Origin of the sequence: Streptomyces sp. NPDC101118 (assembly GCF_044759445.1) — a bacterium.
Lineage (GTDB): Bacteria > Actinomycetota > Actinomycetes > Streptomycetales > Streptomycetaceae > Streptomyces.
The window spans coordinates 61,692-81,244 of sequence record NZ_JBIVZG010000001.1; the positions used below are offsets into that span (position 1 = coordinate 61,692).

Sequence of the window (19,553 nt, forward strand, 5' to 3'; positions counted from 1 at the left end):
CCCGGCTGTCGGTGTGCTGCGGCACCATGGGCCGGATGAGCGCGGAGCTGTCTGACGGAGACCTGCCCGAGTACCCGGAGTACGCGGAGCGGGTGCTGGACCTGGCCGAGCGGATTCCGCCCGGCCAGGTGATGACCTACGGCGATGTCGCCGAGTGGCTGGAGGAGGGCGGCCCGCGCCAGGTGGGCCGCGTCATGGCACTGTACGGCTCCGCGGTGCCCTGGTGGAGGGTGGTGCGGGCCGACGGCGTGCTGCTGCCCGGGAGCGAGCTGCGGGCGCTGGCGCACTACCGGGACGAGGGCACCCCGCTGCGGGAGGCGGGCCGGAGCGCCGAGGGGCACGTGCCGCGGCTCGACATGAGACGGGCGCGGTGGGACGGGCAGGCGGGGGGCCCGGCGCGGGATGCTCACAAGTGACAGCTTCCGCCATGGGGCGCCCGCGCGGGTGTTCGTACGTCCGTACGGGGGATGAGCGGACCGGCGTGAGCGCGATGCGCTTCGCCGCCCGTTTGGCGTAGCGTCTTCTCTTCGAGCGCGCGCGCTCGCACCACCCCGAACACCCCGAACCAGGACCGGCGACCCACGTGAGCTCCTCCCCTTCCAGCCGACGTACGCGGACTCCCGACGCGTACCGGCTGGTGCGCACCGGGCCGGAACACGTGGATACACCTGTTCTGGACGCAGCGCAGCGTGCGGTGGTTGATCACAGGGGCGGGCCGCTGCTGGTGCTGGCCGGGCCGGGCACCGGCAAGTCGACCACGCTGGTCGAGGCCGTCGCGGCGCGCGTGGAGGAGGGCACGGACCCGGCGCGGATCCTGGTGCTGACCTTCAGCCGCAAGGCCGCCGTCGAGCTCCGCGACCGCGTGGCGCTCCGGCTGGGCGGCGCGCGGGCGCCGCAGGCCACCACCTTCCACTCCTTCTGCTACGCGCTGGTCCGGGCCCACCAGGACGCCGACCTGTTCTCCGAGCCGCTGCGGCTGCTGTCGGGTCCCGAGCAGGACCTGACCGTGCGCGAGCTGCTGGCCGGCCAGAAGGACCTGGGCTCCATCTCCTGGCCGTCCGACCTGCGGGCGGCGCTCACCACGCGCGGCTTCGCGGACGAGGTACGGGCCGTGCTCGCCCGCAGCCGGGAGCTGGGCCTGTCGCCGGACGCGCTGGGCGCGTTCGCGGCCCGGCTCGGGCGGCCGGACTGGGCCGCCGCGGCCCGCTTCCTGGACGAGTACCTCGACGTACTGGACGCCCAGGGGGCCCTGGACTACGCCGAGCTGGTGCACCGGGCGGTGCTGCTGGCCGAGCGTGCGGAAGCGGGCCTCTGGGGGCGCTGGGACGCCGTCTTCGTCGACGAGTACCAGGACACCGACCCGTCGCAGATCCGGCTGCTGAAGGCGCTGGGCGGCGGGCGGGGCCTGGTCGCCTTCGGCGATCCCGACCAGTCGATCTACGCCTTCCGCGGCGCGGACCTGAACGGCATCCTCGGCTTCCGGGAGGACTTCCCGGGTGCCGCGGTCCGGGTCCTGGACACCTCGCGGCGGTCCCGGGCGGCGCTGCTGGCCGCCACCCGGCTGCTCACCCGGCGGATGCCGGTCCCACGGCTGCCGGCCGCCGCGGTGCAGGCCCACCGGGCGCTGGAGGCGGTGCGGCCGGGCGGCTCGGTGGAGGTCTTCACGTACCCGTCGCCGGGTGCGGAACTGGACAACATCGCCGACCTGCTGCGCCGGGCCCACCTGGAGGACGGCGTGCCGTGGCAGGACATGGCCGTCCTGGTCCGCGCGGGCGGCCGCCTCCCCGCGATGCGCCGTGCCCTGACGTCGGCGGGCGTCCCGGTCGAAACCCCGGCGTCGGACACCCCCCTCCGCCACGAACCGGCAGTGCACCCCCTCCTGACGGCCCTCCGGGTAACGGCCACGGCAGCGACCCGACCGGCGGCGGGCGGGGCGGTGGCGGGCGGGGCGGAGGCGGGCGGGGCGGAGGCGGCCGGGCTGGCGGCGGCTGGGGCGGAGGCGGCTGGGCCGGCGGCGGTCGGGCCGGAGGCGGCTCGGCCGGAGCCGCTGCTTCCGGCTGCGGGTGCGGCTGCGGCTATGGGCGAGCAGTCCGTCCGGGCGCCGGGCGGCGATGCGTTTTCGGCTGGCGGTGCGTCGCTGGCTGCCGATGGGTCCCTGGGCGCCGATGCGTCGCCGGCAGCGTCGCCGGCGGGCGAAGGCCGCGAGATGCGGCCGTCGGCCGCGCCCGCCGCGGTGTCCCGGGGTGCCGACCCGGCCCAGGCCGCCGAGCAGGCTCCGGAGGTGCCGGGTTCCTCTGAGCCGTCCGCGACCACCACCGCCGCGGTTGCGGCCGCCGCTGGACAGGCCGTGCCCGCCGTGGAGCCGGCTGCTCCTGCCGCGGCCGCGGCCGCCGCTGAGCCGGGCGCTGCTGCTGTCGGCTTGGCCGCGGCTGACTTGGCCACGCCCGCTGCTGCGCCGTCCGCGACCACCACCGCCGCGGTTGCGGCCGCCGCCGGGCAGGCCGTGTCCGCCGTGGAGCCGGCTGCTCCTGCCGCGGCCGCGGCTGAGCCGGGCGCTGCTGCTGTCGAACCGGCCGCGACTGACTCGGCTACGCCCGCTGCTGCGCCGTCCGCGGTCGCCGCCGCCGCGGTTGCGGCCGCCGGGCAGGCCGCCCCCGCCGTGGAGCCGGCTGCTCCTGCCGCGGTCGCGGTTGAGCCGGGCGCTGCTGCTGTCGAACCGGCCGCCGCTGACTCGGCCACGCCCGCTGCTGCGCCGTCTGCGGTCGCCGGCGCACGGGTCCAGGCCGCTGGCCCGGCCCCGATCGCGCCGCCCGGCGTCGAGCCGGTGCCGCTGCCGGTGGACCCCACGACCACGTCAGCCGCTACGGGGGCCCCGCAGCCGGCGCCCCTTGTCGCGCCGGAGGCGTCGGGTGCGGCCGACGGCGGTTCTGAGCTCGCTCCGGACTTTGGGGCGGGCGGGCGGGACGTGGCCCCGGCGCGCAGCGCCGGGTCCGGTGCGGGCGGCGCCTCGGCGTACGCGGCGGCGTCCGCCGGCTCCGGCGTTGTTTCCGTGCACGTCGACGGGCCGGAGGCATTGGGTGCCGGGGGCGAGGCCGAGGACTCGGAGCCTGCTCCGGAATTCGGGGTGGGCGGGCGGGACAGTGACCCGGGGCGCAACTCCGGGGACGGGACGGGCGGCGAGCCCGGGAGCGGGACGGGCGGTGAGCCCGGGAGCGGGACGGGCGGCGGGACCACCGCAGCCGCGCACGCGGAAGGGTGGGTCGGGGTCGAGGCGGCCCTCACCCTCCTCACCTCGCCCCTCGCAGGGATGGACGCCGCCGACCTCCGCCGCCTCGGCCGCGCCCTGCGTGACGAGGAACGCGCCGCCGGCATCCGCGTACCCGCGCCCAGCGACGTACTCCTGGCCCGCGCCCTCGCCGAGCCCGAGCGGCTCACCGCCCACGACCCCGCGTACGCCCGCGGCGCCCAGACCCTCGGCATGCTGCTCCGCAAGACCCGCGAGCTCCTCGAAGGCGGCGGCACTGCCGAGGAGGCCCTCTGGGAGCTCTGGAACGGCACCACCTGGCCCACCCGCCTCGAACGCTCCGCGCGCCGCGGCGGCCCCGGCGGCCGCAACGCCGACCGCGACCTCGACGCCGTGTGCGCGCTCTTCGAGACCGCCGCCCGTGCCGAGGAGCGCACCGGCGGCCGTGGCGCGCTCAACTTCCTCGAAGAGGTCGAGGCCCAGGACATCGCCGCCGACACCCTCGGCGGGCGCGCCGCCCGCCCCGACGCCGTCCGCCTGATGACCGCCCACCGTTCCAAGGGCCTCGAATGGGGTCTCGTCGTGGTCGCCGGGGTCCAGGAAGGCCTCTGGCCCGACCTCCGCCGCCGCGGCTCCCTCCTGGAGGCCGACCGCATCGGCCGCGACGGCCTCGCCGAGCCCCTCACCCCCGGTGCCCTGCTCGCCGAGGAGCGCCGTCTCTTCTACGTCGCCGCCACCCGCGCCCGCGACCGGCTGGTCGTCACCGCCGTCAAGGCACCCGCGGACGACGGCGACCAGCCCTCCCGCTTCCTCACCGAGCTCGGCGTGGAGCCCAAGGACGTCACCGGCCGCCCCCGCCGTCCCCTGGCGGTGTCCGCGCTCGTCGCGGAACTCCGCGCCACCACCGTCGACCCCGACGCCTCACCCGCCCTCCGCGAGGCCGCCGCCCAGCGGCTGGCCAGGCTCGCCGCGCTCGCCGACGACGACGGCCAGCCGCTGGTCCCGGCCGCCCACCCGCACCGCTGGTGGGGCCTGTACGAGCCGACGCGCACCAGCGTCCCGCTGCGCGACCGCGACCGCCCGGTGTCGCTCTCCGGCAGTGCCCTGGACCAGCTCGCCAACACCTGCTCCCTCCAGTGGTTCCTCGGCCGCGAGGTCAAGGCCGACGCCCCCGCCACGGCGGCCCAGGGGTTCGGCAACGTGGTCCACGTCCTGGCCGACGAGGTCGCCTCCGGCCGCACGCCGGCCGACCTGGCCGTGCTGATGGAACGGCTCGACTCGGTCTGGGACGCCCTCGCCTTCGACGCGCCCTGGAAGTCGCGCCAGGAGAAGGAGAACGCCCGCGCCGCGCTGGAGCGCTTCCTGCGCTGGCACGTCTCCGACCGCGGCGGCCGCACCGCCGTCGCCACGGAGCACGAGTTCGACGTCACGCTGGAAGCAGGCGAGTACCAGGTCCGGATCAAGGGCTCCATGGACCGCGTCGAGTCCGATCCGGAGGGGCGGGCGTACGTCGTCGACTTCAAGACCGGCAAGAACGCCCCCACCCGGGACGAGGTCGCCCGGCACCCGCAGCTCGCCGTGTACCAGCTGGCGGTCCGCGAGGGCGCGGTCGACGAGGCCTTCGCCGGGGTACGGCCCGCCGCCGGCGGCGCCGAACTGGTGCAGCTCCGCCAGGGCGCGGCCAAGAAGGACGGCGGCGAAGACGCCCCGAAGGTGCAGGCCCAGGAGCCGCTGGCCGGCGAGTGGGTCGGTGAGCTGCTGGCGGGGGCCGCGGGGCGGGTGCTCGACGAGCGGTTCACTCCGGCTGCCGGGCGGCACTGCACGTACTGCTCGTTCCGCAGCTCCTGCAGTGCGCGGCCGGAGGGGCGGCACGTGGTGGAGTGAGGGGGCGGGGTGAGCTGGTGCTTCCGGGTGCCGCTCTGTCCCGCCGGGCCGCCGGAGCTCGCTTTGGGGGTGGGTCGCGTGGTGCGTGGGTCCCCTCGGTGCTTGACCCGTCGTGGCCTGCAGGCCCTGCGGCAGGCCCACCCCTGGGGCAAGGGGGCTTCGCCCCTGGCCTTCGGCCACCCCAGGCCCGGGCCTGCCTCCGGACCAGCCTGCCACGACGCCTCAAGCACCTCCCCCACACACCACACGACCCACCAGGGCGGCCAAGGGGAGTGCGGGGGAGTGGGGTGCGGCACGCCGGGGTCGGGTGCCGGTATCGCCCCGCCGGGTAGCTGCAGCGCTTCGCCCCTGGCCTTCGGCCACCCCCGGCCCGGGCCTGCCTCCGGTCCAGCCTGCCACGACGCGTCAAGCACCTTCCCCACACACCACACGACCCACCAGGCCCTGCCAAGGAACCCAGAGGTGGGGTGAGGTGTAGGGCGGGGTGGGGGACACGTGCGGTACCGGGGGTGTGGGGAACGGAACGTCCGGGATGTCGGTGGACCCGGCTAGCCTCTTTTCTCGTGTCCGCACGCATCACCGATCCCGAGCAGCTCAAAGAGCTCCTCGGCATCCCCTTCACCCCGGAGCAGACGGCCTGCATCACCGCGCCGCCCGCCCCGCAGGTCATCGTGGCCGGAGCCGGGTCGGGGAAGACCACGGTCATGGCTGCGCGCGTGGTGTGGCTGGTGGGCACCGGGCAGGTCGCGCCCGAGCAGGTGCTCGGGCTGACCTTCACCAACAAGGCCGCCGGCGAGCTCGCCGAGCGTGTGCGTGCCGCGCTCGTCAGGGCCGGGGTGACCGACCCCGATCCGTTGCCCGGGGATCCGGACGGGGTGGCGGGGGAGCCGAGGATCTCCACGTACCACGCCTTCGCCGGGCAGCTGCTGACCGACCACGGGATGCGCATCGGGCTGGAGCCCAGTGCGCGGCTGCTCGCCGACGCCACCCGGTTCCAGCTGGCCGCCCGCGTGCTGCGTGAGGCGCCCGGGCCGTACCCGGCGCTCACCCGCTCGCTGCCCGACCTGGTCGGAGACGTGCTGGCGCTGGACTCGGAGCTGTCCGAGCACCTGGTGGAGCCGGACCGGCTGCGCGCGTACGACACCGGGCTGCTCGCCGGCCTCGCCGGGGTGAAGCTCGGGAACGAGGAGCTGCGCAAGGTCCCCGCGGCGGCCGCGGCCCGGCTGGAGCTGCTGGAGCTGACCGAGCGGTACCGCGCGGCCAAGCGTTCCCGCGACCTGCTCGACTTCAGCGACCAGATCGCCCTCTCCGCACGGCTCGCCACCACCCGGCCCGAGGTGGGTGCGCTGCTGCGCGAGGAGTTCCGGATCGTGCTGCTGGACGAGTACCAGGACACGTCCGTCGCGCAGCGGCTGCTGCTGTCCGGGCTGTTCGGAGGGGGTACGGGGCACGCCGTCACCGCCGTCGGCGACCCCTGCCAGGCGATCTACGGCTGGCGCGGGGCCTCCGTGGCGAACCTGGACGACTTCCCCGAGCACTTCCCGTACGCCGACGGCAGCCCGGCCACCCGGTACTCGCTCAGCGAGAACCGCCGCAGCGGCGGCCGCCTGCTCGACCTCGCCAACGGCCTGGCCGCCCCGCTGCGCGCGATGCACGAGGGCGTCGAGGCGCTGCGCCCCGCCCCGGGCGCGGAGCGGGACGGCTACGCCCGGTGTGCGCTGCTGCCCACGCACGCCGAGGAGCTGGACTGGCTGGCGGACCGCCTTGCGCACCTGGTGCGCACCGGCACCGCGCCGGGGGAGATCGCGGTTCTGTGCCGGTCCGCCGCCGACTTCCCGGCCATCCAGGGCGCGCTGGTCGCGCGGGACGTGCCGGTCGAGGTCGTCGGCCTGTCCGGGCTGCTGCACCTGCCCGAGGTCGCCGACCTGGTCGCCATGTGCGAGGTGCTCCAGGACCCGGGGGCCAACGCCTCGCTCGTCCGCCTGCTCATCGGCCCGCGCTGGCGGATCGGCGCGCGTGACCTGGCGCTGCTCGGGCGGCGCGCCCGGCTCCTGGTGGCGCGGGAGCGGGGGGAGGCCGAGGCGGACCGGCTGGCGGAGGCCGTCGAGGGCGTCGACCCCTCGGAGATCATCTCGCTGGCCGACGCGCTCGACGCGTTCCTCGACGGCGGCGTGGAGGACGGCCTGCCGTTCTCCGCCGACGCCCGGGTGCGGTTCGCCCGCTTCGCGGCGGAGCTGCGCGACCTGCGGCGCGGGCTGGCCGACCCGCTGATGGACGTGCTGCACCGGGTGCTGTCCGCCACCGGGCTGGACGTGGAGCTGTCGGCGTCGCCGCACGCGCTGGCCGCCCGGCGGCGCGAGACCCTGTCCAATTTCCTGGACGTGGCCGCCGGTTTCGCCGCCCTCGACGGCCAGACCTCGCTGCTGGCCTTCCTGTCCTTCCTGCGCACCGCAGCCGAGTACGAGAAGGGCCTGGACAACTCGCTGCCCGGCGGCGAGAACACGGTCAAGGTGCTGACCGCCCACAAGTCCAAGGGCCTGGAGTGGGACGTGGTGGCGGTGCCGTCGCTGGTCACCGGGGCCTTCCCCTCGGACCGGCCGCGCGAGTCGTGGACGGCGCAGCCGCAGGTGCTGCCGCACGCCCTGCGCGGGGACGCGGCGACGCTGCCGGACGTCGGGGGCTGGACCTCGGCCGCGATGAAGGCGTACAAGGCCGAGATGAAGGACCACACGGAGCTGGAGGAGCTGCGCCTCGGCTACGTCACCTTCACCCGGCCGCGCTCCCTGCTGCTGGCCTCCGGGCACTGGTGGGGGCCCTCGCAGAAGCGGCTGCGGGGCCCGTCGGCGTTCCTGGAGGCGCTGTACGCGCACTGCGCGACGGGGCACGGGGAGATCGAGGTCTGGGCGGAGCGGCCGGGCGAGGACGAGTCGAACCCGGCCCTCGACACCCCCGCCCACGACCGGTCCTGGCCGCTGCCACTGGACCGCGCGTCCCTCCGCCGCCGCCGCGCGGCCGCCGACCTGGTCCTGGCCCACCTGGAGGCCTCCGGCCCGGGCGCGGGTGCGGGTTCCGGTGGCACGGGTCCCGGCGGACGTGGGTCCCGCGTGCGCCCGGCCGTGAGCGCCCCTGCCGCTGTCCCGGGGGACGAGCTCTGGGACGACTCCTGGGACCGTCCGGCGGGAGTGCCCTCCGAGGAGCCCCGGGACGAGCGGCCCGCTGATGCCCGCACGGGCGGCCCCGGTGCCGGCCGGCACGCCGGCCCGCCCGCCGCGGACGCCGGGGAGTACCTCTGGCCGCCGCACTGCGACGACCCCTTCCCTGACGACTGGTATGGCCCGGACGCCCCGCCCCCGCCGGACGGCACGGCGTACGCCGCCCAGGACGGGCCGCCGCCCAGCCGCGCTGTCCCCGCCGCGGGGGCGGCCCGTGGCGTACGCGCCACCGTGGATGCGGATGCGGAGGATGCGGACCGGGACCGCCCGGCCGGCCTCCGTCCCTCCGGGGACGCAGACCGCCGAGAGGACCTGTGGGCGGGCGAGGACGTCCGTACCGGCCTGCCGGCCGCGGACGACGCGGCGGCACCGCAGGGCGGCCCCGGTGCGTCCGCCGAAGGCGCCACCCCCGCCCTCCCGGACACCTCCGCCCACGAGTGGTCCGAGGAGGCCCCTTGGGCGGCCGAAGCCCGGTGGAGCGACGACGACCCCTGGGCCGGTGAGGACCCCTGGGCCCCCGCCCCCGGCGGCGGAGCGACGACGGGCTCGCGCTCGCCCGCAGACCACGCGTACCCCCGGTCAGGCGAGCCCCTGCGGGCGGACGGCATGCAGGGGGACCGGTCGGCCGACGCGAACGAGGCGGACCCCGCCTCCGGTGCCGGGGGCGTCTCCGGCGACGCCTGGGCCGGAGGGGACGCGCGGGCAGGCGCTCCGCAGGAGGACGATTCCGCCGGTCGCGTGCCGCATCCGGCAGGCGCGGACGGGAGGGACGCCGGCAAGGCTCGGGCGGAGACGGCCCACGCCTCCCGTGCCGCGGGCGTCTCCGGAGACCCCTGGGCCGGTGAGGACCCCTGGGCCGGGGAGGTCGTGCGGGAGGACGTGGGGGACGCCGGGCGCACGGGCGGCTCCGGGCTGCCCGTGCCCCGGACCCCTGGCGCCGCCGCCGGGCACGGACGTGCCGGCAGCACCCCGCGGGCGCCCCGGCTCTCGCCGGAAGAGGCCCGGCTCGCCGCGTCCTGGGACCGGGACCTGGAGGCGCTCGCCGGAGAGCTGCGCCGGGCGCGGGCCGCCGTGCGCGACGTGCCGCTCCCGCAGGCGCTCACCGCGTCGCAGCTCCAGCGGCTCGCCGCCGACGAGGAGGGCTTCGTACGCGAGCTCGCCCGCCCCATGCCCAAGCCCCCGCAGCCCGCAGCCCGCCGCGGCACCCGCTTCCACGCCTGGGTGGAGTCCCGCTTCGACGAGCTGGAGCTCCCCCTCCTCGACCCCGAGGAGCTGCCCGGCACGGACGCGGAGATCGCCGACGAGCGCGACCTGGAGCTGCTCAAGGCCAGCTTCGAGCGGAGCGAGTACGCGGCCCGCACCCCGTACCGCATGGAGGTGCCCGTCCAGGTCACCCTTGCGGGCCGGGTGGTCCGGGGCCGGATCGACGCCGTCTACCGCACGGACGACGGCGGCTTCGAGATCGTCGACTGGAAGACCGGCCACGGCACGAACGCCGACCCCCTCCAGCTGGCCATCTACCGCCTGGCCTGGGCGGAGGCCCACGGCATCGACCCGGAGCGGGTCGCCGCCGCGTTCCTGCACGTCCGCAGCGGCCGGGTGATCCGCCCCTCCCGGCTGCCCGGCCGGGCCCGCCTTGAGCGGATCCTCCAAGGCAAATCGGGCGCGGGAAGGGGGCCCCGGACGGGCGGCTAGGCTCGGGGTATGAGCCTCACCCCGGACAGCGCCGTCCGCACGTACGTCGACACGCACCGCGCCGCCTTCCTCGACGACCTCGCCGAGTGGCTGCGCATCCCCTCCGTCTCGGCCCAGCCGGACCACGACGGGGACGTGCGGCGCAGCGCCGACTGGCTGGCCGCCAAGCTCCGCGAGACCGGCTTCCCGGTCGCGGAGGTCTGGCCCACGCCCGGCGCCCCGGCGGTGTTCGCCGAGTGGCCCAGCGGCGACCCGGAGGCGCCGACCGTGCTGGTCTACGGCCACCACGACGTCCAGCCCGCGGCCCGCGAGGACGGCTGGCACACCGACCCCTTCGAGCCCGTGATCGTCGAGACGGCCGGGGGCGGCGCCCGCATGTACGCGCGCGGCGCGGCCGACGACAAGGGCCAGGTCTTCTTCCACACCCTCGGCGTCCGCGCGCACCTGGCCGCCACCGGCCGCACCGCGCCCGCGGTCAACCTCAAGCTGCTGGTGGAGGGCGAGGAGGAGTCCGGTTCCCCGAACTTCCGCGACCTCGTCGAGGAGCGCGCCGCCCGGCTGGCCGCGGACGTGGTGATCGTCTCCGACACCGGCATGTGGTCGGAGACCACCCCTACGGTGTGCACCGGCATGCGCGGCGTCGCGGACTGCGAGATCGAGCTCTTCGGCCCCGAGCAGGACATCCACTCCGGTTCCTTCGGCGGCGCCGTGCCCAACCCGGCCACCGTCGCCGCCCGCCTGGTGGCCGCGCTGCACGACCAGGACGAGCGGGTCACCATCCCCGGCTTCTACGACGGCATCGCCGAGCTCTCGCCCGCCGAGCGCGAGCTGATCGCCGAGCTGCCCTTCGACGAGGCCGAGTGGCTGCGCACCGCCAAGTCCCACGGGACCCTCGGCGAGGCCGGGTACTCGACGCTGGAGCGGGTCTGGGCCCGCCCGACCGCCGAGCTCAACGGCATCGGCGGCGGCTACCAGGGCCCCGGCGGCAAGACGATCATCCCCAAGGGCGCGCAGCTGAAGCTGTCGTTCCGCCTGGTCTCCGGCCAGGACCCGTACGTGATCGAGGCGGCCGTGAAGGACTGGGTCGCGGCGCAGATCCCGGCCGGCATCCGCCACGAGATCGTCTTCGGCGCCCCGACCCGCCCCTGCCTGACGCCGCTGGACCACCCGGCGCTGCAGTCGGTGACCCGGGCCATGGGCCGGGCCTTCGGCGAGAAGATCCGGTACACCCGCGAGGGCGGCTCGGGCCCGGCCGCCGACCTGCAGGACGTGCTGGGAGCCCCCGTGCTGTTCCTCGGGATCTCCGTACCGTCCGACGGCTGGCACGCCCCCAACGAGAAGATCGAGCTGGACCTGCTGCTCAAGGGCGTGGAGGCCAGCGCGTACCTGTGGGGCGACCTGGCGGAGAACTGGACCGGGGGCGCAGCCCACCGGTAACCGGGGAGGGCGGCCCCTGTCCGAGCCCGCCCCGGCCGGCCGCCCCTCACGGCCGGCCGTCACCGACGATCACGTGCGCCGCACCGCACCACACACGCACCGTTCACCACACAACGGGGGAGTTGGAAGCACCTGTGAGCACCTCGACCGAGAACCTGGGTCTGACGGCGGGCCGTCCCGTCTCGCTGACCGCGCCGAGTGGCATCGACCGGGCCGCCCACCACCGCCTGGACGAGGCCTGGCTGGCGGCTGCCTGGAGCCACCCGACCACCCGAGTCTTCGTGGTCTCCGGCGGCCAGGTGCTGATCGACGACACCCCGGACGGCGGCACCGGGATCGTGATGACCCCGGCCTTCGACGCGCCCCTGACCGAGACCCACCGCTACTTCCTGGGCACCGACGAGGACGGCGTCAGCTACTTCGCCCTCCAGAAGGACTCGCTGCCGGGCCGGATGGACCAGTCCGCGCGCCCCGCGGGGCTGCGCGAGGCGGGCCTGCTGCTGTCGCCCCGCGACGCCGGGCTGATGGTGCACGCGGTGGCGCTGGAGAACTGGCAGCGGCTGCACCGCTTCTGCTCGCGCTGCGGCGAGCGCACCGTGGTGGCCGCGGCCGGGCACGTCCGCCGCTGCCCGGCCTGCGGGGCCGAGCACTACCCGCGCACCGATCCCGCGGTGATCATGCTGGTCACCGACGACCAGGACCGCGCGCTGCTGGGCCGCCAGGTGCACTGGCCCGAGGGCCGGTTCTCCACGCTCGCCGGATTCGTGGAGCCGGGCGAGTCCATCGAGCAGTCGGTGGTCCGCGAGGTGTGGGAGGAGGCCGGCGTCACCGTCGGCGAGGTCGAGTACGTCGCCAGCCAGCCCTGGCCGTTCCCGTCCAGCCTGATGCTGGGCTTCCGGGCCCGGGCCACCAGCTCCGAGATCAACGTGGACGGCGAGGAGATCCAGGAGGCCCGCTGGTTCTCCCGCGAGGAGCTGCGCCTGGCCTTCGAGTCCGGTGAGGTCGTGCCCCTGTCGGGGATCTCGATCGCCGCCCGGCTGGTCGAGCTCTGGTACGGCGAACCGCTGCCGAAGCCGCTGGGCTGACCCGGCAGCCCCGGCACGCGGGTGCGGGGCGCCCGCAACGCACGGAGCCCCCGCCTCGGCGGGGGCTCGGCGTCGCGCGGTGCGGGCCTCAGACGGCGAGGGCCTGCTGCACCTGGGCCAGGCTCGGGTTCGTCATGACCCGCTCGCTGCCGGAGGAGGAGACCACCAGGACGGTGGGGACGGTCTGGTTGCCGTCGTTCGCCTTCTCGACGAACGCGGCCGAGTCCGGGTCCTGCTCGATGTTGATCTCGGTGTAGGCGATGCCTTCCCGGTCCAGCTGGCTCTTCAGCCGGCGGCAGTAGCCGCACCAGGTGGTGCTGTACATCGTCACGGAACCCTGCATGGTGGGTGCGCTCCTCTGGGGACGTGGTCACGAGCGGACCGGCGGGGCCCTGGCGGCCACGTCGGTCCGACCATTCGAACGTACGGCGGCCCCCGGTCATTCCCGGCGCCTGCCCAGTGGCATCAGTCATATTCGTACGACAGACCCCCCACCCCTGTGGACAACCGCCGCGTCCGCCTCGCGGGACCTGGCAGCATGGCTGTGTGACAGCAGCAACGCATTCCCCCTCCTTCCCCTCCGAAGCGGAGTCGGCCGACGCGGTGCTCCTGGGCCTGGACCCGGAGCAGCGCGAGGTGGCGACCACGCTGCGGGGGCCGGTGTGCGTGCTGGCCGGTGCGGGCACGGGCAAGACCCGGGCCATCACCCACCGGATCGCGTACGGCGTGCGGTCCGGCGTGCTCCAGCCCGCCAGCGTGCTGGCCGTCACGTTCACCAACCGCGCGGCCGGCGAGATGCGCGGCCGGCTGCGCGCGCTCGGCGCCGGCGGGGTCCAGGCCCGCACGTTCCACTCGGCCGCCCTGCGCCAGCTCCAGTACTTCTGGCCGCGCGCCGTGGGCGGGGAGCTGCCCCGGCTCGTCGAGCGCAAGATCCAGCTGGTCGCCGAGGCCGGGGCCCGCTGCCGCGTCCGCCTCGACCGGAACGAGCTGCGGGACGTCACGGGCGAGATCGAGTGGGCCAAGGTCACCCAGACCGTCCCCGGCGACTATCCGGCCGCGGCCCACAAGGCCGGCCGCGAGGCCCCCCGGGACGCCGCGGAGATCGCCCAGATCTACTCGGCCTACGAACAGCTGAAGCGCGACCGCGTCATGATCGACTTCGAGGACGTGCTGCTCCTCACGGTCGGCATCCTCCAGGACCGGCACGACATCGCGGAGACCATCCGCGCCCAGTACCAGCACTTCGTGGTCGACGAGTACCAGGACGTCAGCCCGCTCCAGCAGCGGCTCCTCGAACTCTGGCTCGGCGACCGCGACGACCTCTGCGTGGTCGGCGACGCCAGCCAGACCATCTACTCCTTCACCGGAGCCACGCCCGACCACCTGCTCGACTTCCGGAACCGCCACCCGCAGGCCACCGTGGTCAAGCTGGTCCGCGACTACCGCTCCACCCCCCAGGTGGTCCACCTGGCGAACGGCCTGCTCGGCCAGGCCCGCGGGCGGGCCGCCGACCACCGGCTGGAGCTGGTCTCCCAGCGCGAGCCGGGCCCCGAGCCGGTCTATGCGGAATACGCCGACGAGCCGGCGGAGGCCGAGGGCGTGGCCCGCCGGATCCGCGACCTCATCAAGAGCGGCGTGCCCGCCGGCGAGATCGCCGTGCTCTTCCGGATCAACGCCCAGTCCGAGGTCTACGAGCAGGCCCTGGCCGACGCCGGTGTGCCCTACCAGCTCCGCGGCGCCGAACGCTTCTTCGAGCGCCAGGAAGTGCGCCGGGCCATCGCCGAGCTGCGCAGCGCCGCCCGCTTCGGGGCGAACGACCCGCTGCTGGACGACGTGGTCGAGCTCCCCGCGCAGGTCCGCGCGGTGCTCAGCGCGAACGGCTGGACACCGCAGCCCCCCGCCGGCTCCGGTGCCGTCCGGGACCAGTGGGAGTCGCTGGCCGCCCTGGTCCGGCTGGCCGAGGACTTCGCCCGCGCCCGGCGCGAGGTCACCCTGGCCGATCTCGTGGTGGAGCTCGACGAGCGGGCCGCCGCCCAGCACGCCCCGACCGTGCAGGGCGTCACGCTCGCCTCGCTGCACGCGGCCAAGGGTCTGGAGTGGGACGCCGTCTTCCTCGTCGGGCTCACCGACGGCATGCTGCCGATCACATACGCGAAGAGCGACGACCAGATCGAGGAGGAGCGGCGCCTGCTCTACGTCGGCGTCACCCGCGCCCGCCTCCACCTCACGCTGTCCTGGGCGCTCGCCCGGTCCCCGGGCGGCCGGGCCTCCCGCCGCCCCAGCCGCTTCCTGAACGGCCTGCGCCCCGGCTCCCTGGGCGGGGGCCCCCGCAGCACCGGCGGGGCCGGCGGCATCGAGCGGGGCGCCCGCAGGCGGCACCGCGGTCCCGTGCTGTGCCGGGTGTGCGGCAAGACGCTCAACGACGCGGGTGAGATGAAGCTCATGCGCTGCGAGGACTGCCCTTCCGACATGGACGAGGGGCTCTACGAGCGCCTCCGCGACTGGCGCGCGGAGCAGGCGAAGAGCCTGGGGCAGCCCGCGTACTGCGTCTTCACGGACAAGACCCTGATGGCGATCGCCGAGGCCGCGCCCTCCGACGGGGGAGAGCTCGCGATGATCTCAGGGGTGGGTGGCCGCAAGCTTGAGCGGTTCGGAGCCGACGTCCTGGCCATCTGCGCAGGTCAGGAGCCCGGGGAGGCGGACGGGGGCGACGCGTAGAAACTCGTCGGAAAAATAGTTTGCACATGCCCCGCAGCTCCCCATAGGTTCTTAGCAACGGAAACGGTGGCTTCTCTGAGGCCCCCGCTCCGTGCTGTACTTATCCGAATACGCATGGGACAGGCCCCCGGGCCACCGTCCCCGAGACGCCGAGAGGAGGCGAGACCAGTGACCAGCTTCATGACCTTCACCAAAATGACCGATCGCTCGGTCGCCGCTTCCTGCCTGCTCGGCTCCACCCAGCTCGTCTCGTTCATTCCCGCTGCTCAGGGCACCGGTCTGTCCGCTGCCTTCGTCGGCGGTCCCGCCGCCCTCGCGACCCTTCCGGTCCGTGAGCGCAATGAGCGGAGCGAGCGACCGACCCAGGCACCGGCAGCAGTAGCAGTGGCTCAGGCAGATGCCTATGCCTTTGCGGCCACCGGTGCCGGATCCCTGAAGCAGACGACGCAGCACCACACGATGTGGGCCTTCCGTGGGCACGAACCCTGGAGTGATCCAGCCTGATCTCCTGATCAGGCAGGCGCCTTCAGGGCCGCGGAACCCCACCCGGGATCCGCGGCCCTTCTGTTTGTCCCCGAACGGGGACGACGGAGCGAAGGGGCCTCGGGACTGGCAGCAACACCCGGTACCAGCCGAACCCCGGCCAACAGGCCGAACAGAACAGACGAGGAAGAAACCACCGTGCAACTCGAAGCGCACGCCCCGTCCGTACCGCCCTCCCAGATGATCTCCCCGCCCGCAGTCCCGGAGGACTCCGCCTTGACTCCGCTCACCGCGCTCACCGCGCTCGACGACGCCATCGAGAACCTCGGCGTGCCCGTTCCGTGCCGTACCTACGACCCGGAGGTCTTCTTCGCCGAGTCCCCGGCCGACGTCGAGTACGCCAAGTCGCTCTGCCGCACCTGCCCGCTGGTCGAGGCCTGCCTCGCCGGCGCGAAGGAGCGCCGCGAGCCCTGGGGCGTCTGGGGCGGAGAGCTCTTCGTCCAGGGTGTGGTCGTCGCCCGCAAGCGGCCCCGTGGCCGCCCGCGCAAGAACCCGGTCGCGGCATGACCGGCATCGGCACCATCGACCGTCCCCTCACGCACGAACCTCCGAAGCAGGCCCCGATGACCCCCCACACCTCCGAGCAGCCGTCCGGCTCCGCCACCACTGACTTCAACACTCCCGGCGCGCACATCTCGCGTCAGAACAGGACCCGCGAAATGCAACTCATCCCAGAAGCCCTGGCCCGTGCCCATATGCACGAACGCCTGCGTGAGGTCGAGGCGGAACGTCAGGCCGTGCGCCTGATCGCCGCCCGCCGCATGCAGCGGCGCGCCGAGCGCGTCTCCATGCGCGCCCGCCGCGCGCTGGCCATGGCGGTCATGCACTGATCCGGCGGCCCGAAGGCTGACCCAGCCCGATCCGCCTCCCGTGGGGACCGGTCCGAACGGACCGGTCCCCACGGTGCGTTGCGGACCCCGTCAACACGTCCCGGCGATATCGTCTGGAGGTGGACCAGCAGACTCCCCACCCCCCACCGCCGGGTCCCGCGAACGGGGCCGTCGTGTGCGCGCGCTGTGGCAAACAGGCCCCCGAGGGCCCCCCGGTCACCTGGACCTGCTCCGTGGAGAACGGCAGCAGACAGTTCTTCTGCGACGACTGTGCCCGGGCCAACATCCGGGCCATCGAGGGGAGACTCGACTCGTCCTGGTGGTGACCCCGGGCCGGGCAGCCCCCCTGCCGGCGGCTCAGTCCCCGTGGACCGGTTCCTCCGCGAGGAATCCCGGCAGCCAGGTCTGCAGTTCCTCCCGCAGCCGCACCGTCGCGCCCAGCTGGCAGAGCACCCCGATGGTGCTCAGCGTCACCCGGTGGATCAGCAGGTAGGCGGGCGGCAGGTTGAGCTGCTTGCCCAACTGGTGTGCGGGGGAGCGGGGATCGGCGATCCGTGCCGCCTGCCCGCGTATCCAGCCCCGGGTGAAGGTGAACTCGTCGACGTCCGCCGGCTCGATGATGGGCCGCAGGTACTCCAGTACCGCGTCCGGATCCAGCTCGATCGAACTCCGCACGAACCCCGCGGCGCACAACTCCTCGTAGACCGCCTCGGCATCGCCCTCCAGCGCCACCCGCAGCGAGCGGCCGATCGTCGCCGGCAGTCCGCCCGGCAGCCGGTCGACGGTGCCGAAGTCCAGCACGCCCAGCCGCAGGACACCGTCGGCACCTTCCAGCAGGCGGAAGTTCCCCGGATGCGGGTCGGCGTGCAGCAGCCCCGTCCGAGCCGGGCCCGAGAACAGGAAGCGCGCCAGCAGCTGACCGGCCGCGTCCCGCTGTTCCTGCGTGCCGTCGGAGATCACCTCCGACAGGGGTATCCCTTCCATCCATTCGCTCACCAGCACCTGTTCGCCCTGGTGCACCACGTCCGGCACCACCACGTCGGGGTCGTCGGCGAACACGTCGGCGTGCGACCGCTGGGCCTCCGCCTCCAGTTCGTAGTCGAGCTCCTCCTCGATCCGGTCCCGCATCTCGGTGATCAGCGGCTTGAGGTCCATGCCCGGGATCAGCGGCCCCAGCAGCCGGGCGAACCGGCCCAGTTGCGTCAGGTCCGACAGCAGCGCCTCACCGGCACCGGGATACTGGACCTTGACCGCGACCTCCCGCCCGTCGTGCCACACCGCCCGGTGCACCTGCCCGATCGACGCCGCAGCGGCCGGCTTGTCCTCGAACTCCAGGAACAGGTCCCGCCAGTTGTCGCCCAGCCGCTCGGCCAGCACCTGGTGCACCGTCCCGGCCGGCAGCGGCGGGGCCGCCTCCTGGAGCTTGGTCAGCGCCGCGCGGTACGGGCCGGCCACCTCCTCCGGCAGTGCGGACTCGAAGACGGACAGAGCCTGCCCGAACTTCATCGCGCCGCCCTTCAGCTCGCCGAGTACGCGGAACAACTGCTCGGCGGTGCGCTGTTGCAGCTCACGCGCCACGATCTCCGCGGACTTCCCGCCGATCCGTTTGCCCAGGCCCCAGGTGGCCCGCCCCGCGATGCCCAAGGGCAGCGCGGCCAGCTTGACGGTACGGGTGACCGCCTTCCGGGGAAGATCAGACATGCGCCCCTCCAGTTCCCACACAGCCGCGCCGCGGACGGCGGTTACCGGGCCATTGTGTCCTGCGGCTCTCGCCCGACGCTGGTGCGCTCCCCCTCTCCGCTCCGGGCCGCCCCGCACGGGCAGTCGGGGTGCGCGGGCACGGGATCCCGCCGCCAGTCCAGCTCGGGCACCGCGGCCTCCCAGCGCGCTCCGGCGGACGCGGGCAGCCGGCCGTCGAGGAACGCCAGGGCATGGGCCGCGGCCAGCCCGGCCACCGCGGTGGCCACCCCGAGGTCGCACGAGGGACCAGCCCGTCCCCGCCCCGAACGCCACTGCGTCACCAGCCGCGGCCACGCCGGGTCGCGCGCCACCCGGTCCCGCTCCAGGCACCCCGAACAGGCGGTCTCCCCGGGAAGCACCAGCGGCCCCACCACCCCCGTCCCCTCCAGTACCCCCGCGAACAGGTGCGGGGTGCCCGAGCCGACCCAGTCGGCCGTCTCCGCCGGGTCCGGCGCGTACACGGCGAGCCCCTGCCGCGGCGCGACCACCACCAGGGACAGCCCCGGCTCCGCAGCTCCCGCACCGCCCGCGGGCCCGCTCCTCGGCGGCGGCGCAGGAGCCGCGGCCCGCACCAGCTGCCGCACCGCGTCGTCCCGCCGCATCCCCACCGAGTCCGGCGGCAGACCGCCGGGCGCCACGTCACCCGGCTCCACGACGCCCCCGTCCACCCCCTCGACCCGGCCGACCCCGGCACCCGCGAGCACCGCCGCGACCAGCGCGCCCACCCGGCCCAGCCCCCGCACCTGGACCCGCACGGCCCGCCGGGCCGCGAGCCCCCGCAGCGCGCCGCCCGGCTCCCGCCGCACCAGTGACAGGGAGCCCAGGTCCGGGCGTAACCGCTCGACCATGTCCATCCGGCGCCGCATCGCCTCCGCGGCCGGGCCGCCGGCGGTCGAGTCGTCCAGCAGCCCCGCCCCGGCGAGGCGCCGCACCAGCAGGTCGGCGTGCCCCTCGGGCAGCCCGAGCGCCGCGGCCCCCTCGCGGAGCGCCGGCAGCGCACGCGTGCCGTCGAGCAGGTCCAGGAATCCGCCCGCGGCGTTGTCCAGCGGACCGAACACCACCGCGTGCGCGGGCGTCACCCCGAATTGCACCGTCTGAAGATCGCGCCAGGCACGCGCCAATGCAGGTTTCACCTTCGGATACATCACATGCCTCACTTCCGTGG

At 75.1% G+C, this 19,553-nt stretch carries 13 protein-coding genes; 10 read left to right on the forward strand and 3 right to left on the reverse strand.

What is annotated here, in order from left to right; all coding sequences use genetic code 11:
• The first annotated feature begins 26 nt into the window (after window positions 1–26).
• From ACIQUQ_RS00280 to nudC, 5 genes are all read left to right on the forward strand, one after another.
• Complete coding sequence (locus ACIQUQ_RS00280; RefSeq protein ID WP_403969344.1) at window positions 27–416, forward strand: MGMT family protein; 390 nt, start codon at window positions 27–29, stop codon at window positions 414–416.
• 167 nt (window positions 417–583) lie between these two features.
• On the forward strand, window positions 584–5,128 hold the full coding sequence (locus ACIQUQ_RS00285; protein ID WP_403969346.1) for a UvrD-helicase domain-containing protein: 4,545 nt from the start codon (window positions 584–586) through the stop codon (window positions 5,126–5,128).
• A gap of 563 nt (window positions 5,129–5,691) precedes the next feature.
• Window positions 5,692–10,035, forward strand: coding sequence for a UvrD-helicase domain-containing protein (locus tag ACIQUQ_RS00290; protein ID WP_403969349.1), 4,344 nt, complete (start codon window positions 5,692–5,694; stop codon window positions 10,033–10,035).
• A 9-nt stretch (window positions 10,036–10,044) separates the two neighbouring features.
• A complete protein-coding gene (locus ACIQUQ_RS00295) occupies window positions 10,045–11,472 on the forward strand; it encodes a dipeptidase (protein WP_403969352.1) in 1,428 nt (475 codons plus the stop codon).
• Between the two features lie 122 nt (window positions 11,473–11,594).
• Complete coding sequence (gene nudC / locus ACIQUQ_RS00300) at window positions 11,595–12,557, forward strand: NAD(+) diphosphatase (protein WP_403969354.1); 963 nt, start codon at window positions 11,595–11,597, stop codon at window positions 12,555–12,557.
• Between the two features lie 88 nt (window positions 12,558–12,645).
• Here nudC and ACIQUQ_RS00305 read toward each other — a convergent pair whose 3' ends face one another.
• Window positions 12,646–12,900, reverse strand: coding sequence for a mycoredoxin (locus ACIQUQ_RS00305; RefSeq protein WP_403969357.1), 255 nt, complete (start codon window positions 12,898–12,900; stop codon window positions 12,646–12,648).
• A gap of 203 nt (window positions 12,901–13,103) precedes the next feature.
• On the opposite strand from ACIQUQ_RS00305, the gene ACIQUQ_RS00310 reads away from it, so the two are divergent.
• From ACIQUQ_RS00310 to ACIQUQ_RS00330, 5 genes are all read left to right on the forward strand, one after another.
• Window positions 13,104–15,275 carry an ATP-dependent DNA helicase UvrD2 gene (locus tag ACIQUQ_RS00310; protein ID WP_403969360.1) on the forward strand — a complete coding sequence of 724 codons (2,172 nt, stop codon included), beginning with the start codon at window positions 13,104–13,106 and terminating at the stop codon, window positions 15,273–15,275.
• Window positions 15,276–15,389: 114 nt separating this feature from the next.
• Entirely contained in the window at window positions 15,390–15,779 is a 390-nt protein-coding gene (locus ACIQUQ_RS00315) for a hypothetical protein (protein ID WP_403969362.1), read from the forward strand.
• Window positions 15,780–15,956: 177 nt separating this feature from the next.
• Window positions 15,957–16,325, forward strand: a complete 369-nt coding sequence (locus tag ACIQUQ_RS00320; protein ID WP_399945165.1) for a WhiB family transcriptional regulator — start codon at window positions 15,957–15,959, stop codon at window positions 16,323–16,325.
• On the forward strand, window positions 16,322–16,648 hold the full coding sequence (locus tag ACIQUQ_RS00325) for a hypothetical protein (protein WP_399945167.1): 327 nt from the start codon (window positions 16,322–16,324) through the stop codon (window positions 16,646–16,648). The genes ACIQUQ_RS00320 and ACIQUQ_RS00325 overlap by 4 nt, the downstream gene beginning before the upstream one ends.
• A gap of 119 nt (window positions 16,649–16,767) precedes the next feature.
• Entirely contained in the window at window positions 16,768–16,974 is a 207-nt protein-coding gene (locus ACIQUQ_RS00330; RefSeq protein ID WP_403662618.1) for a hypothetical protein, read from the forward strand.
• Window positions 16,975–17,005: 31 nt separating this feature from the next.
• On the opposite strand, the gene ACIQUQ_RS00335 is transcribed toward ACIQUQ_RS00330, so the two are convergent.
• Both ACIQUQ_RS00335 and ACIQUQ_RS00340 read right to left on the reverse strand, forming a co-directional pair.
• A complete protein-coding gene (locus tag ACIQUQ_RS00335) occupies window positions 17,006–18,349 on the reverse strand; it encodes an ABC1 kinase family protein (protein WP_403969365.1) in 1,344 nt (447 codons plus the stop codon).
• A gap of 41 nt (window positions 18,350–18,390) precedes the next feature.
• A complete protein-coding gene (locus tag ACIQUQ_RS00340) occupies window positions 18,391–19,533 on the reverse strand; it encodes a TOMM precursor leader peptide-binding protein (RefSeq protein ID WP_403969368.1) in 1,143 nt (380 codons plus the stop codon).
• Window positions 19,534–19,553 lie beyond the last annotated feature (20 nt).

What these genes read in the sequence shown, in the direction of transcription:
- ACIQUQ_RS00280 (WP_403969344.1), top strand. Translation starts at nt 27, where the DNA reads ATGGGCCGGATGAGCGCGGAGCTGTCTGACGGAGACCTGCCCGAGTAC.
- ACIQUQ_RS00295 (WP_403969352.1), top strand. Translation starts at nt 10,045, where the DNA reads ATGAGCCTCACCCCGGACAGCGCCGTCCGCACGTACGTCGACACGCAC.
- ACIQUQ_RS00305 (WP_403969357.1), bottom strand. Translation starts at nt 12,900, where the DNA reads ATGCAGGGTTCCGTGACGATGTACAGCACCACCTGGTGCGGCTACTGC.
- ACIQUQ_RS00315 (WP_403969362.1), top strand. Translation starts at nt 15,390, where the DNA reads ATGGGACAGGCCCCCGGGCCACCGTCCCCGAGACGCCGAGAGGAGGCG.
- ACIQUQ_RS00325 (WP_399945167.1), top strand. Translation starts at nt 16,322, where the DNA reads ATGACCGGCATCGGCACCATCGACCGTCCCCTCACGCACGAACCTCCG.
- ACIQUQ_RS00335 (WP_403969365.1), bottom strand. Translation starts at nt 18,349, where the DNA reads ATGTCTGATCTTCCCCGGAAGGCGGTCACCCGTACCGTCAAGCTGGCC.
- ACIQUQ_RS00340 (WP_403969368.1), bottom strand. Translation starts at nt 19,533, where the DNA reads ATGTATCCGAAGGTGAAACCTGCATTGGCGCGTGCCTGGCGCGATCTT.